10 protein-coding genes are annotated in these 14,718 nt (G+C 64.4%); 7 read left to right on the top strand and 3 right to left on the bottom strand.

Annotation, left to right across the window (positions count from 1 at the left end; genetic code table 11):
- Positions 1 to 140: 140 nt before the first annotated feature.
- The gene (uvrD, locus tag ACVOMF_RS17710; RefSeq protein WP_481510423.1) at positions 141 to 2,336 is read left to right on the top strand and encodes a DNA helicase II; all 2,196 of its coding nucleotides are present in this window, start codon (positions 141 to 143) and stop codon (positions 2,334 to 2,336) included.
- A gap of 97 nt (positions 2,337 to 2,433) precedes the next feature.
- Here the strand turns inward: uvrD and rtcR are convergent, their stop codons facing one another.
- Positions 2,434 to 4,035: an RNA repair transcriptional activator RtcR gene (gene rtcR, locus ACVOMF_RS17705; RefSeq protein WP_481510422.1), complete on the bottom strand. Its 1,602-nt coding sequence runs from the start codon at positions 4,033 to 4,035 to the stop codon at positions 2,434 to 2,436.
- Positions 4,036 to 4,222: 187 nt separating this feature from the next.
- On the opposite strand from rtcR, the gene ACVOMF_RS17700 reads away from it, so the two are divergent.
- The 4 genes from ACVOMF_RS17700 (at position 4,223) to ACVOMF_RS17685 (ending at position 9,295) form a co-directional block, all read left to right on the top strand.
- Positions 4,223 to 5,770, top strand: a complete 1,548-nt coding sequence (locus ACVOMF_RS17700; protein ID WP_481510421.1) for a vWA domain-containing protein — start codon at positions 4,223 to 4,225, stop codon at positions 5,768 to 5,770.
- A gap of 695 nt (positions 5,771 to 6,465) precedes the next feature.
- On the top strand, positions 6,466 to 7,692 hold the full coding sequence (locus tag ACVOMF_RS17695) for an RtcB family protein (RefSeq protein WP_481510420.1): 1,227 nt from the start codon (positions 6,466 to 6,468) through the stop codon (positions 7,690 to 7,692).
- A 48-nt stretch (positions 7,693 to 7,740) separates the two neighbouring features.
- Positions 7,741 to 8,757 carry an RNA 3'-terminal phosphate cyclase gene (rtcA, locus tag ACVOMF_RS17690; protein ID WP_481510419.1) on the top strand — a complete coding sequence of 339 codons (1,017 nt, stop codon included), beginning with the start codon at positions 7,741 to 7,743 and terminating at the stop codon, positions 8,755 to 8,757.
- 88 nt (positions 8,758 to 8,845) lie between these two features.
- Positions 8,846 to 9,295 (top strand): universal stress protein, encoded by a 450-nt coding sequence (locus tag ACVOMF_RS17685; RefSeq protein WP_481510418.1) that lies wholly within the window; start codon positions 8,846 to 8,848, stop codon positions 9,293 to 9,295.
- 250 nt (positions 9,296 to 9,545) lie between these two features.
- On the opposite strand, the gene ACVOMF_RS17680 is transcribed toward ACVOMF_RS17685, so the two are convergent.
- Positions 9,546 to 9,827, bottom strand: a complete 282-nt coding sequence (locus ACVOMF_RS17680) for a DUF2782 domain-containing protein (protein WP_481510417.1) — start codon at positions 9,825 to 9,827, stop codon at positions 9,546 to 9,548.
- Between the two features lie 78 nt (positions 9,828 to 9,905).
- On the opposite strand from ACVOMF_RS17680, the gene polA reads away from it, so the two are divergent.
- Both polA and ACVOMF_RS17670 read left to right on the top strand, forming a co-directional pair.
- A complete protein-coding gene (gene polA / locus ACVOMF_RS17675) occupies positions 9,906 to 12,674 on the top strand; it encodes a DNA polymerase I (protein ID WP_481510416.1) in 2,769 nt (922 codons plus the stop codon).
- 398 nt (positions 12,675 to 13,072) lie between these two features.
- Entirely contained in the window at positions 13,073 to 13,555 is a 483-nt protein-coding gene (locus ACVOMF_RS17670) for a DUF421 domain-containing protein (protein ID WP_481510415.1), read from the top strand.
- 168 nt (positions 13,556 to 13,723) lie between these two features.
- On the opposite strand, the gene hemF is transcribed toward ACVOMF_RS17670, so the two are convergent.
- Complete coding sequence (gene hemF / locus ACVOMF_RS17665) at positions 13,724 to 14,620, bottom strand: oxygen-dependent coproporphyrinogen oxidase (protein ID WP_481510414.1); 897 nt, start codon at positions 14,618 to 14,620, stop codon at positions 13,724 to 13,726.
- Between the last annotated feature and the right edge of the window lie 98 nt (positions 14,621 to 14,718).

The following is a 14,718-nucleotide window of genomic DNA, read 5'->3' as shown; positions in this document are numbered from 1 at the left end:
CCCCCCCCCCCCGCCCCCCCCCCACCCCCCCCTCCCCTCCCCCCCCCCCCCCCCCCCCCCCCCCCCCCCCCCCCCCCCCCCCCCCCCCCCCCCCCCCCCCCCCCCCCCACTACCGGGACGCCTTCCCGTAAAATGGGCGCATGGATGTCTCCCACTTGCTCGACGGGCTGAACGCAGCCCAGCGCGAGGCCGTTTCCGCGCCTCTTGGTCACCACCTGATTCTTGCCGGCGCCGGTTCCGGCAAGACGCGCGTGCTTATCCATCGCATCGCCTGGCTCACCGAAGTCTGCGGCGTGCCTGCGCACGGCATTTTCGCGGTCACCTTCACCAACAAGGCGGCCGGCGAAATGCGCCACCGCATCGACCTGCAGCTGAGCAAGGGCAGCCGCGGTATGTGGATCGGTACCTTCCACGGTCTCGCCCATCGCCTGCTGCGCCTGCACTGGGCCGATGCCAAGTTGCCGGAAGCCTTCCAGGTGATGGACTCGGATGACCAGCTGCGCATGATCAAGCGCGTGGTCCAGCAGCTGGAGCTGGACGACAGCAAGTACCCGCCCAAGCAGGTGATGTGGTGGATCAATACGCAGAAGGATGAAGGCCGCCGTCCGCAGCACATCCAGCCCGAGCCGCATGACCAGTGGGGCGAGACCCTGCGCCAGGCCTATGCGGCCTACCAGGAGCGCTGCGATCGTGCCGGCCTGGTCGACTTCGCCGAGCTGCTGCTGCGCGCGCATGAACTGCTGCGCGACAACCCGGCGCTGCTGGCGCATTACCGCGCCCGCTTCCGCGAAATCCTGGTCGACGAGTTCCAGGACACCAACGCCATCCAGTACGCCTTCGTGCGCGTGCTGGCCGGCGACAGCGCGCATGTATTCGTGGTCGGTGACGATGACCAGGCCATCTACGGCTGGCGCGGTGCCAAGGTCGAGAACGTGCAGCGTTTCCTCAAGGATTTCCCCGGCGCGCAGACCATTCGCCTGGAGCAGAACTACCGCTCCACCGCCAACATCCTTGGCGCCGCCAATGCGGTGATCGCGCACAACCCGGACCGCATTGGCAAGCAGTTGTGGACCGACAGCGGCGACGGTGATCCGATCGACGTGTTCGCCGCCTACAACGAAATGGACGAGGCGCGTTACCTGGTCGAGCGTGCGCGCCAATGGGTGCGCGATGGTGGCAGCTACGGTGATGTCGCCGTGCTCTACCGCAGCAACGCGCAGTCGCGGGCGTTCGAAGAAGCCCTGCTCAGCGAGCAGGTGCCGTACCGTGTGTATGGCGGCATGCGCTTCTTCGAGCGTGCTGAAATCAAGGACGCGTTGGCCTACCTGCGCCTGATGACCAACCGCAACGACGATGCAGCCTTCGAGCGTGCGGTGAATACGCCGACGCGCGGCATCGGCGAGCGTACCCTGGATGAAGTGCGACGCATTGCGCGCCAGCAGGCGCTGCCATTGTGGGAAGCGGCGATGCTGGCCACGCAGGGCACGGACCTGACTTCGCGCGCGAAGAATGCCCTGGCCGGCTTCATCAACCTGGTGCAGCAGATCACCGCCGAGACCGGCGAGATGGATCTGTCCGAGCGCATCGATCACGTGCTGTCGCGTTCGGCATTGCGTGAGCATTGGGGCAAGGAAAGCCGCAACGCGCTGGATTCGGAATCGCGTACCGACAACCTCGACGAATTGATATCGGTGGCCTCGCGCTTCGTGCGTCGCGAAGACGACATCGAAGAAGGTGCCGAGGACATGAGCGAGTTGGTTGCGTTCCTGTCCTACGCCTCGCTGGAGGCCGGCGAAGGCCAGGCACAGGCAGGCGAGGAAGGTGTGCAGCTGATGACGCTGCACTCGGCCAAGGGCCTGGAGTTCCCGCTGGTGTTCCTCGCGGGCATGGAAGAAGGCTTGTTCCCAAGCGCTAGGTCGCTGGAGGAAAGCGGGCGTCTGGAAGAAGAGCGCCGCCTGGCCTATGTCGGCATCACTCGTGCGCGGCAGAAGCTTGTGCTGGGCTATGCCGAATCACGCCGCATCCACGGCCAGGACAACTACAGCCTGCCGTCACGTTTCCTGCGTGAGATTCCGCGCGAGCTGCTCAATGAAGTTCGCCCCAAGGTACAGGTCTCGCGCCCGGCCTCGCTTGGTGCAAGCCGGTCGATGGGCGGCCACGCCAACATCGAGAAGCCGCCGATCAAGCTCGGTGCGCTGGTCAATCACCCGAAGTTCGGCGAAGGCATGGTCACCGACTACGAAGGCAACGGCCAGCATGCACGCGTGCAGGTCGAGTTCGCCGACGCAGGCAGCAAGTGGCTGGTGATGGCGTATGCGAATCTGACGGTGATCTGATCAAGCGGCAAGCCATGTAGCCCGGGCAAGCGCAGCGCACCCGGGACGTGATCTGCGCATTGCCTGTGTGCGAAGGGCTGCCGAGCATGGCTCGGCACTACAGTTGGGTTGCGTGATTCCGCAGCTGCTCCCAGTCCAGATCGAACTTGGCCAGGTATTTGCGCAGGCGGTCGGCGTCATTGGTGCTGGCGCGCTGCGTGCGCGATACCGCGAACAGTTCACGGCCAGCTGCAGACAGGTTCTTTGAGCGCAGGCAGACGCGTACCACTTCCTCCAGCTGCACGCGGTCGAAGCGGTCCAGCTGGTTTGCTGCGTCACCCATCACTACCTGCAGCGGTGATGCATCATCGCCGCCATGCCATTGCGTGCGCAGGCGGTTTATCTCCTCGTCGACGCCATCGGTCTGGATGCGGCCGGCATTGGCCAGCGTCGCCATGCGCACAACGCTGGCGCCCAGATCGCGGAAGTTGCCGCGCCATGCTGCTTCGCTGCTGGTGGCGAATGTCAGGTACCGGCTACGCGCTTCGGCGTTGAAGCGCACGCGTTCATGCTGTTCGCGTGACCAGCGCTCCAGTTCGAATTCCAGGTTGGGCTCGATGTCCTCGCTGCGTTCGGCAAGGCCGGGGAGTTGGTAAGTCCACAGGTTCAGGCGTGCCAGCAGGTCCTCGCGGAAGCGGCCTTGGTGGACATCGTGCTGCAGGTCGCGGTTGGTGCCGGCAATCAGCTGGAAGTCGCTTTCGACCTCGCGGTCGCTGCCCACCGGCAGGAAGCGCTTCTCTTCCAGTGCGCGCAGCAGCATGGCCTGTTCGTCCGCTCCCAGCTCGCCGATCTCGTCGAGGAACAGCAGGCCTTGGTGGGCAGAGCGCAGCAGGCCGGCGCGGTCGCTGCTGGCGCCGGTGTAGGCACCCTTGGTATGGCCGAACAAAGTGCTCATCGCGCCATCGCCACGCAGGGTGGCGCAGTTCACATCGACGAAGCGACCTGGCAGCTGGTGCTTGAGCTTCTTCAGCTCGAATACGCGCTTGGCCAACTGGCTCTTGCCGGCACCGGTGGGGCCGGTCAGCAGCATCGGTGCGCGCGAGCGCGTCGCGACTTTCTCGATCTGCTCGATCATCCGGTTGAAACCCGGGTTGCGGGTGGCGATGCCGCTTTTGAGCAGGTCGCGGTCCTGCAGCTGCTGTTGGGCAAAGCGTTGGGCGATGTGGTCGTAGCGCGACAGGTCCAGGTCGATCACGGTGTGGCTGCCGGGGTCGCCATTGCCTTGCTTGCGCGGCGGCGAGGTCTGCAGCAGGCGGCCGGGGAAGTGCCGGCTCTCGGTCAGCAGGAACCAGCAGATCTGGGTGACGTGGGTGCCAGTGGTGATGTGGACGTAATAGTCCTCCTCGTCCGGCTGGAATGGATAGCTCGCCAGGAAGTCATGCAGGCGTGCGTACACGCCTTCGAATTCCCAGGGGTCGACCAGATAGGTGTCGTGCAGGCGCAGCTCGGTACCCGGCGATACCAGAGCCAGATCTTCCTGCACCAGTTTGGCCAGCCGGCTGAAGCGGCGCTCGTCCAGCATCAGCTCGATGCGATCGGGCTGGAAGTCTTCATGCATGCCCAGGGCTACGGTGGGCCGCCATTTTTCCCAGCGACCGGGGCCGCTGCCCGAATCGAGCTGGGTGCCGAGCATGCCGAAGATAACCTGACGCTTGGACATATCCATTCCTATAAAAAGCGCGCTGAAAGTATACGTAAAGGCGCAATCGGGAGGTGCAAATCTTCTCCGGAAAAATACAAATACCTTTGTAAATCAGCATCTTGAATGGAGTATCGAAAAGTTGGCACGGCCATTGCGTTGTATACGGCCAAGAGAGCGGCGGGCAGTTCCCGCCAAGGAGCACGAAATGGCCAACGCAAACCTGTTCGCATCCTTCCGCGGCGCCCTGCTGCCGAAGGCCACGGTCCGCAACGAAGCCGGTGGATCGGCCTATGCCCGTGACCCGCGTGCGGCATTGGCCCTGTTCGCCGCCACCGGTTGCTTGAACAGCACCTTCTACGCCAGCGCCGATGCGCAACTGGAGCAGGTGCAGGCGCTGTGCAACGAGGTCGATGCTGGCTTCATTGCCCGCACTGCTGCTTATGCCCACGGTGTGGCACATATGAAGGACGTGCCGGCACTGCTGTTGGCGATGCTGAGCATGCGCGATGGCGAGGCGTTTGCCGCGGCCTTCCCGCATGTGATCGACAACGGCCGCATGCTGCGTACCTTCGTGCAGATCATGCGCAGTGGTCGGGTGGGGCGTCGTTCGCTGGGCTCGTTGCCGAAGCGTCTGCTGCGGCAGTGGCTGGAGCAGGCCTCGCCGAAGGCGATCATCCGTGCGGCGATCGGCAACCAGCCGTCGCTGGCCGATGTGATCCGCATGGTCCACCCCAAGCCGCAGGATGCCGCGCGTGAGGCGTTGTATGCCTGGGTGATCGGGCGGCCCTACGACGAGGCTTTGCTGCCAGCAGAGCTGCGTGCCTACGAGGCGTTCAAGCGCGAACCGCGCGGGATATTGCCGGACCTGCCGTTCCAGTACTACAGCGCGCTGGCATTGGATGCCGCGCAATGGGCGGTACTGGCACGCAACTCGAGCTGGCAGCAGCTGCGGATGAACTTGAACACCTTTGCCCGTCACGGTGTGTTCGAAGATCCGGCGATGGTGGCGGAGGTGGCTGCGAAGCTGCGTGACCCGCAGCAGATTGCCCGTTCGCGGGTGCTGCCCTACCAACTGCTGATGGCCTACCACGCCGGTGCGGCGCTGCCGCGTCCGATCCTGGACGCACTGCAGGACGCGATGGAAGTGGCGACCGCCGCGGTGCCGGTATTGCAGGGCAAGGTGGTGGTGGCGGTGGACGTTTCCGGTTCGATGCAGTGGCCAGTGACTGGCTATCGCAAGGGAGCAAGCTCGGCGGCGCGGTGCGTCGACGTCGCGGCCCTGATCGCGGCCTGTGTGTTGCGCGGTCACCCGCAGGCGCAGGTGCTGCCGTTCGATACCGCGGTGCGTCCGCAGCAGTTGAACCCGCGTGACAGTGTGATGACCTTGGCACGGCAGTTGGCGATCAATGGTGGCGGTACCTCGGTAAGCGCACCGCTGGCCCACCTCAACCGCAAGCGGGCACAGGTGGATCTGCTGGTGCTGGTGTCGGACAACGAGAGCTGGCGTGACACCCGCGGCAACCGCGAGACCGCAACCATGCGTGAGTGGGCCGTGCTGAAGGCGCGTTGCCCGCAGGCGCAGCTGGTCTGCATTGATCTGCAGCCGGTGGCCAGCAGCCAGACGGTTGAGCGCGAAGACGTGCTGCATATCGGCGGCTTCAGCGATGCAGTGTTCGAACTGCTGGCCAATGCCAGCCTGCCGCCGGCGCAGCGCCCGCGCTGGGTGGAACGGATCGCGGCAATGGATCTGTAAGGGCGATACGGATGTCGCCGATGTGATGCCCGGCCGGCAATGGGGCCGGCCGGGCCTGGAGACTATTTCATGGGAGAAGGCGGATGCCGGCCTGACTACATTGGTTGTTCACTCCGGTTCGAATCCGGAGGGTCAGTCCAACCCTTGCCGTCTGCTCCCACCCTTCATGTCGGTCTGTACGAATGCCGATGGAACTACAGCATTTGACGCTCCAGGTCGCGGGTTCGAATCCCGCCCGATGCCGCGATGCGTCGGTAGCTCAGTGGATAGAGCAGGATCGCCGCCTTGCCCTCGTGGCACAGCGGTGAAGCGTTCCATCATTCTTGTCGTATCTGCCGGCACCTTGTTCGTATTACTTCGTGCTTCGGCATGAAAGCGCTTCAACGTCGGCATGCACGAATGCCGAAGGAACTACAGCCTCTTAAGCTCCGGGTCGCGGGTTCGAATCCCGCCCGTTGTGGAAACGCAGCGGTAGCTCAGTCTGGTTAGAGCAGGATGTTCCTTCAAACCTTGTCGTGCAGGCCGGCACCTTTCGTAGATGTTTCATGCGGTGAATGCAGGTGGAACTACATTGGAAGCCCTTCGGGGTCGGGTTCAAGTCCCGGCTGCCTTGCCAGACCTGCTCTGGTACTGCGGACAGTTCCACCCCCTTTTGTCACCGCACCTTTGATTTGAAGATGACAGGAAAGCCATCAATGAACGACACCAATTACAACGTCATCCAGGAGCCGGGTGCGGCACCGATCAAGCTGTGGACGCGCGGCGTGCCCTTGGAAGACGAGGCCCGCGAGCAGCTGAAGAACATCGCGCGCCTGCCCTTCATCCATCAGTGGGTGGCGGTGATGCCCGACGTCCATCTGGGCAAGGGTGCGACCGTGGGCTCGGTGGTACCGACCATCGGCGCCATCATTCCGGCTGCAGTTGGCGTGGATATCGGCTGCGGCATGATCGCCACCCGCACCACGCTGACCGCCAGCGACCTGCCGGACAATCTGTCGGCGCTGCGCAGCGCGATCGAACGCGCAGTGCCGCACGGCCGCAGCGTGACCCGTGGCGGCCGCGACAAGGGCAGCTGGGACACCGCGCCGGAGCTGGCGGTGGAAGGCTGGTCGCAGCTCGCTGCCGACTTCGCCCTGATCTGCGAGCGTCACCCCAAGCTGAAGAACACCAACAACCTCAAGCATCTGGGAACGCTGGGTACCGGCAACCACTTCGTCGAGGTATGCCTGGATGAAGAGCAGCGCGTGTGGTTCATGCTGCACTCCGGCTCGCGTGGCGTCGGCAATGCCATCGGCACCTACTTCATCGAACTGGCCAAGCAGGAGATGCGTCGCTGGATGATCAACCTGCCGGACCAGGACCTGGCGTACCTGCCGGAAGGCAGCGCGCATTACGGCGACTACGTGTTCGCGGTGGATTGGGCACAGCGTTTCGCCCGCATCAACCGCGAGGTGATGATGCGCAATGTGGTTGCGGCCGCGCGTACGGTGATCAGCAAGCCGTTCGAGGCGCAGGCCGAGGCGGTCAACTGCCACCACAACTACGTCAACCGCGAGCACCACTTCGGCAAGGATGTGCTGGTGACGCGCAAGGGCGCAGTGAGCGCGCGCAAGGGCGAGATGGGCATCATCCCGGGCAGCATGGGCGCCAAGAGCTTCATCGTGCGCGGGCTGGGCAACGAGGACAGCTTCCACAGCTGCAGCCACGGTGCCGGCCGCGTGATGAGCCGCACCAAGGCGCGCAAGCTGATCAGCGTGGATGACCACATCAAGGCCACCGCGCACGTGGAGTGCCGCAAGGACGCTGAGGTAGTGGATGAGTCACCGGCCGCCTACAAGTCGATCGAGGCGGTGATGGAGGCGCAGCGCGATCTGGTTGAGATCATGCATACCCTGCGTCAGGTGGTATGTGTGAAGGGATAAGGCAAGATGGCGCTCCACTGCGGTGGGGCGCCAAAGGAAGGCAAGACAATGGAAATGATTGAGATAGATGGAAGCCAGGGCGGCGGGCAGTTGCTGCGCTCTGCGTTGAGCTTGAGCCTGTGCACTGGGATTGGCTTTGCCATGCAGGACATCCGTGCCAAGCGCTCACGGCCCGGCTTGATGCGCCAGCATTTGACCGCGGTCAACGCTGCGGCGCGGATCAGCAATGCGCACGTAGAAGGCGCGGCCCTGGGCGCGACCACGCTGCGTTTCGTGCCCGGCATCGTGCAGGCGGGCGACTACCACTTCGCCATCGGCAGCGCCGGTTCGGCGACGTTGGTGCTGCAGACGGTGCTGCCCGCGCTATGGCAGACCTCCGCGCCATCACGTGTGCGCCTGGAAGGCGGTACACACAACCCGATGGCACCGAGTGCCGACTTCATCAGCAGCTGCTATCTGCCGGCATTGGCGCGGATGGGCGTGCAGGCGGACCTGCAGTTGCATGTGCCGGGCTTCCATCCGGCCGGTGGCGGGGTGCTGGAAGCGACGGTGCAGGCGTGTGCGCAGCTGCAGCCACTCGAGTTAAGTGTGCGCGGGCCCTTGCAGGCGCTGGAAGCGCAGGTGCTGGTATCGGGCCTGCCCGCCGCCATCGGTCAGCGCGAGCTGGATGTGCTGGCCAAGCGCTTCGGCGTGGACGCCCATCCACGCCATGTGCGGGTGGTGCGGCCGGCGCTGGGGCCGGGCAACGTGGCTTCGATGACGGTGCAGCATGACCAGCATGTCGAGCATTTCGACAGCCATGGCGAGCGCGGACTGGCTGCCGAGGACGTGGCGGGTCGGCTGGCCGACACCGTACAGTCCTATCTGGAGGGCGGCGCCTGCGTGGGCGAGCATCTGTCCGACCAGTTGCTGCTGCCGATGGCGCTGGCCGGCGGCGGTCGCTTCACCACCGCCACGCTCAGCGACCATCTGCGCAGCAATGCCAGGCTTATCGAGAAGTTCCTGCCGGTGGAGTTCGACTGGCAGCAGCGTGGACCACACTGGGAGGTATGGGTCAGCGCCTGATCGGCCCGGTTTGATCTTGCGCAAGGCATGGGGGCAACATCGGGTGTGCAATGGTGTCACCACCACCCTTCATCCAAGGAGAACTGCCATGTACAAGCGCATCCTGATCGCCACCGACGGTTCCGAGCTTTCCGCCAAGGGTCTGGCCAAGGGCTTGGAGTTGGCCGCCCAGCTGGGCGCGCATGCCGACATCGTCACGGTTTCCGAGCCGTGGGCGGTGGGCATGTACGACGCCATGGGCTGGAGCGCCGGCTACGAGGCCAGCCCGGAGTACAAGAAGGACCGCGAGGAAGCCGCGCAGAAGATCCTGCAGCCGGCGCTGGAGGCAGCACATGCGGCCGATGTGGCCGATGTGCAGACCCACCACGTGCTGGACCGCTACGCCGCCGACGGCATCATCGACACCGCCAAGGCCTGCAACAGCGACCTGGTGGTGATGACCTCGCATGGCCGCCGTGGCGTCACCCGGGTACTGCTGGGCAGCCAGACCTCCGAGGTGCTGGCCCGCAGCACGGTACCGGTGTTGGTGATCCGCTGAGGCTTTGAGCTCCCTCCCTTTCGCGCAGCGAAGGGGAGGGCTGGGGAGGGGTTGCTTGTTGAGCAAAGCCAAAAGCTCCCCTCATCCGCCCCTTCGGCGCACCTCGCTCCGCGCCCCGGCCCCGCGTAGCACGCGGGGCGTACGAACAGTCACGAGCCTTTGGCTCGTAAGCGCCTGTTCTTAACCCCGTTTGCGGGAGAAGGGAGGTTTCAGGCCCAGCTTTGTCTACTGGCACCCGCCGGCAGCTGGATCACCAGCTATACAGCTTCCAGTACACCGGCTTGGTGCCGTCCTTGTCGCTGTCCATGCGGCCGTCGCCGTCGCGGTCGTACATGTAGAACGGGGCACCACGGGCCGGGGTCACCTTGACCATGCGCAGGGTGCCGCCGACGCGGTACTCCTCGATGGTGTCGCCGTTGTCCATCGCCTTGCGGGTGACATCCGCGCCTTTGACATCTACCGGTGGCGAGCCCGCGCCGAGGGTGGCGCAGCCGGACAGGGCCAGCAGGGGGATCAGCAGCAAGGATTTCATGGTGGTGCTTCCTTCGGTGGGAATGGTCCGATTATGCCTGTCCACGTGCAGCAGCGGCCCGCCGCGTAGAATCAGCGCATGAGCAGATTAGTCCTGATAGACGGTTCCAGTTACCTGTACCGCGCGTTCCACGCGCTCCCGCCACTGACCAACGCCAATGGCGAGCCGACCGGCGCGCTGTTCGGCGTGGTCAACATGCTGCGTTCCACGCTGAAAGAGAAGCCTGAGTACGTCGCCTTCGTGGTCGATGCACCGGGCAAGACCTTCCGTGACGACATGTATGCCGAGTACAAGGCCAACCGTCCGCCCATGCCTGATGACCTGCGCTCGCAGGTGCAGCCGATGTGCGACATCGTGCAGGCGCTGGGCATCGACATCCTGCGTGTCGACGGCGTCGAAGCTGATGACGTGATCGGCACGCTAGCGCTGGCCGCCGCTGCGGATGGACTGGAGGTCACCATCTCCACCGGCGACAAGGATTTCGCACAGCTGGTGCGCCCAGGCGTGGTGCTGGTCAATACCATGACCGGCAGCCGTACCGATTCTGACGCGGCAGTGATGGAAAAATTCGGCGTGCGTGCCGATCAGATCATCGATTACCTGGCGCTGATGGGCGATACCGTCGACAACGTGCCGGGCGTGGAGAAGTGCGGCCCCAAGACCGCCGCCAAGTGGCTGGCCGAGTACAACGATCTTGACGGCGTGATTGCTGCCGCAACTGCCATGAAGGGCAAGATCGGTGAGAACCTGCGCGTCGCGCTGCCGCGCCTGCCGTTGAACCGCGATCTGGTCACCATCCGCACAGACGTGCCGCTGGAACAGGGACCACGCGACCTGCAGCTGCGCGAGCAGGACGTGGAGTCGCTGCGTGGCCTGTATGCGCGCTACGGCTTCACCCAGGCGTTGCGCGAGCTGGGTGGGGTTGCCGCGCCCGACGTCGCTGCCGACAGCAAGCCCAGCCTGCGCGGCACCGCCGCTGGCTACGCCAAGGCGGCCGACAGTGAGCCGGTTGCCGGGCTGGACCCGGCGATGGCGGCCAAGGGTGAATACGAAACGGTATTCACCAGCGAGCAGTTGCAGGCCTGGGTGGAGCGCCTGCAGGCCGCCGACGAATTCGCGTTTGATACCGAAACCGATGCGCTGGATGCGATGCGCGCCAACCTGGTCGGCATCAGCCTGGCGGTAGAGGTCGGCAGGGGTGCGTATATCCCGGTCGGCCACATCTACCCCGGCGCACCGGCACAGCTGCCGATGCAGCAGGTGCTGGATGCGCTCAAGCCGCTGCTGGAAGACGCCAGCAAGAAGAAGCTCGGCCAGCACGGCAAGTACGACATCCATGTGCTGCGCCGCCACGGCGTCGACGTGCAGGGCTATGCCGACGACACCATGCTGGAAAGCTTCGTGCTCAATTCAACAGCTACCCGCCATGACATGGACTCGCTGGCGCAGCGCTATCTTGGCTACACCACCACCAAGTTCGAGGAGGTGGCGGGCAAGGGCGCAAAGCAGATTTCGTTTGCCCAGGTAGGCATCGACGAAGCCGGTGCCTACGCCGCCGAAGACGCTGACATCACCTTGCGCCTGCACCGCGTGCTGGGCCCGCAGCTGGCGGCCGTGCCCTCGCTGCAGAGCGTGTACCGCGATATCGAAATGCCATTGGTGCCGGTGCTTGCCCGCATCGAGGCCAACGGTGTACGCATCGATGCGGCCGAATTGAAGCGGCAGAGCAGCGATCTGTCGGCACGCATGCTGGCCGCACAGCAGAAGGCCACCGAGCTGGCCGGCCACACTTTCAACCTGGACTCGCCCAAGCAGCTGCAGGCGGTGTTGTTCGACGAGCTTGGCCTGCCAGCGCTGGTGAAAACCCCCAAGGGCCAGCCCAGCACCAACGAAGAGGCGCTGGAAGCGATTGCCGAACAACACGAGCTGCCGCGCGTCATCCTCGAATACCGCGGCCTGACCAAACTGCGTAGCACCTATACCGACAAGCTGCCGGAGATGGTCAACCCGGATACCGGCCGCGTGCACACCAGCTACCACCAGTCGGGTGCGGCGACCGGCCGCCTGTCTTCTTCCGATCCCAACCTGCAGAACATCCCGGTCCGCACCGAGGACGGCCGGCGTATCCGCAAGGCATTCGTCGCACCGCCGGGACGCAAGCTGATGGCCTGCGACTACTCGCAGATCGAGTTGCGGATCATGGCGCATCTGTCGGAAGACCCGGGCCTGGTGCGCGCATTCGAGCAGGGCGCCGACGTGCACCGTGCCACCGCTGCCGAAGTGTTCGGTCGCGCGCTGGACGAAGTGACGCCGAACGAGCGGCGCGCGGCCAAGGCGATCAACTTCGGCCTGATGTACGGCATGAGTGCGTTCGGCCTGGCCAAGAACCTCGGCATTGATCGTGGCCAGGCGCAGGATTATGTGGCGCTGTATTTCAGCCGCTATCCGTCGGTGCGTGATTTCATGGAGCGCATGCGCGTGCAGGCACGCGAGCAGGGCTATGTGGAAACCCTGTTTGGTCGCCGCCTGTACCTGAACGACATCAACGCCCGCAACCAGGGCCTGCGTGCCGGCGCCGAGCGTGCCGCCATCAACGCACCGATGCAGGGCACCGCGGCGGACATCATCAAGCGCGCGATGGTCAGCGTGGATGGCTGGCTGCAGGGGCACAGTGACAAGGCCAAGATGATCCTGCAGGTGCACGATGAACTGGTGTTCGAGGCGGACATCGCATTCATCGACACCTTGCGCGCCGAAGTCGAACAACGGATGGCAGCCGCCGCGAGCCTGCGTGTGCCCTTGGTGGTTGATACCGGAATCGGGGAAAATTGGGACGAAGCTCATTGATTTTCTAGTTTCTTAACTAGAAAGTTTTAGTAAATGAAACAATGCGTCGCGTTACATCGCATTTAGAAAATAGCGGTGTTTTTCGCAGATGAATCTGTCCTTAATTATTTTGGAAGAAAGACAGAATCTTCACGAACCATCAAGGTTGAGAGTGCTCATATAGTCCGCGACAGACGCAACGTCTGTCGCGGATCTCTCCCATCCCCTGGAGCAGATCTCGGAGCGGGGATTCCTCCCCAAATGCCCGCTCCCCGGCCCCGTCGACCCCCCCCTGGTCGGCGGGGCTTCTTTTTTGCGCAAACGAAATGATTCCGGCTGGCGAAGCAGTCGCTGTGCTTCTCGCATCATTTTTATCCTCGATGGCCGAGGATGGCCCCATCGAGTGATGGAGGGGAACCATGTCCGATCTTTTTGCGCTGGCGATGCCGTGGTGGGAATTCATCCTGCGCGCGGTGATTGTCTATGTCGTGGTGCTGGTGATGGTGCGGCTGGCAGGCAAGCGCACGCTGGGCCAGTTCACCCCGTTCGACATGTTGCTGCTGGTGTTGTTGGGCAATGCGGTGCAGAACGCCTTGCTGGGGCAGGACACATCACTGGGTGGCGGCCTGCTGCTGGCGCTGACGCTGATTGCCTTGAACTACTTCGTCGGCTGGATCACCACCCGCAGCCCAGTCGTGGAGCGGATGATCGAGGGCGAGCCGGTGGTATTGGCGCGGCATGGCCATGTGCTGCAGAAAGTGCTGCAGCGCGAGCTGGTCAGCAAGGCTGATTTCGCCAAGGCGATGCGCGATGCCGGTTGCGATCAAGTCGATGAAGTAGATCTGGCGCTGCTGGAAACCACCGGCCACATCACCATCATCCTCAAGAAGGACAAGATGTAGTGCCGAGCCATGCTCGGCAAAGGTGTTGTAGGAGCGGGGTAAGCCGCGAAGCCGACAGCAATGAAGTGGCGACGATGCCTGCAATCGGACCGACCATGAGCTTCGCGGCTTACGCCGCTCCTGCAAGTTTGGTTTCCTGGTAAAGCCCCTGCCGCGCATGGCTCGGGACTACAGCCAATCTCTTGGGACCAGGTATTCGGCCAGGCGAGCTTCGTCGCTGCCGCTGTCGGGGGTGTAGCCGTACTCCCAGCGCACGCGCGGTGGCAGGCTCATCAGGATGCTCTCGCTGCGGCCGCCACTCTGCAGGCCGAACAGGGTGCCGCGGTCGTAGACCAGGTTGAACTCGACGTAGCGGCCGCGTCGGTACAGCTGGAACTCGCGCTCGCGTTCGCCATACGGCGTGTCCTTGCGGCGTTCGACGATGGGCAGGTAGGCATCGAGGAAGCCGTCACCAACCGCCTGCAGGTAAGCGAAGTCGGTTTCGAAATCAGCGTGCAGGTCGTCGAAGAACAGGCCGCCAACGCCGCGCGTTTCATTGCGGTGCTTGAGGAAGAAATATTCATCGCACCAGCGCTTGTGCGCGGCATAGCGGTCTTCGCCGTAAGGCGCGCACAGCTCGCGCGCAACCGTGTGCCAATGCTGCACGTCCTCGTCGAAGGGATAGAACGGGGTCAGGTCGAAGCCGCCGCCGAACCAGGCCGCCACCGTCTTGCCATCCAGTTCGGCCTGGAAGTAGCGCACGTTGGCGTGGGTGGTCGGCAGGTAGGGGTTGCTCGGGTGGAACACCAGCGAGACGCCACAGGCGCGCCAGGACGCTCCTGCGAGCTCCGGGCGATTGGCCGAGGCCGAGGGCGGCAGGCGGGTGCCGGCGACGTCGGAGAAGCCGATGCCGGCCTGCTCGAATACCGCACCATCGCGCAGGATGCGGGTGCGGCCACCGCCGCCTTCGGCACGCTGCCAGCGGTCCTCGTTGAAACGGGCCTGGCCGTCGGCCTGCTCGATGGCGGCGCAGATGCGGTCCTGCAGGCCGGTCAGATAGTCGCGTACGCGGTCGAATTCGTTCATGTGCGTACTGTAGCGGGGGGCCCGCGCGCCGCCCGGGGGCGCAGCCAGGGGTTGGGAGGGCAGTTTTCGGGGTGGGGGTTGGCGGGGGGGGGGGGGGG

This window comes from Stenotrophomonas sp. STEN022, from assembly GCF_056760155.1.
Note: the sequence above shows the minus strand (reverse complement) of the source record. Positions and strands in the feature narration are given on the sequence as shown.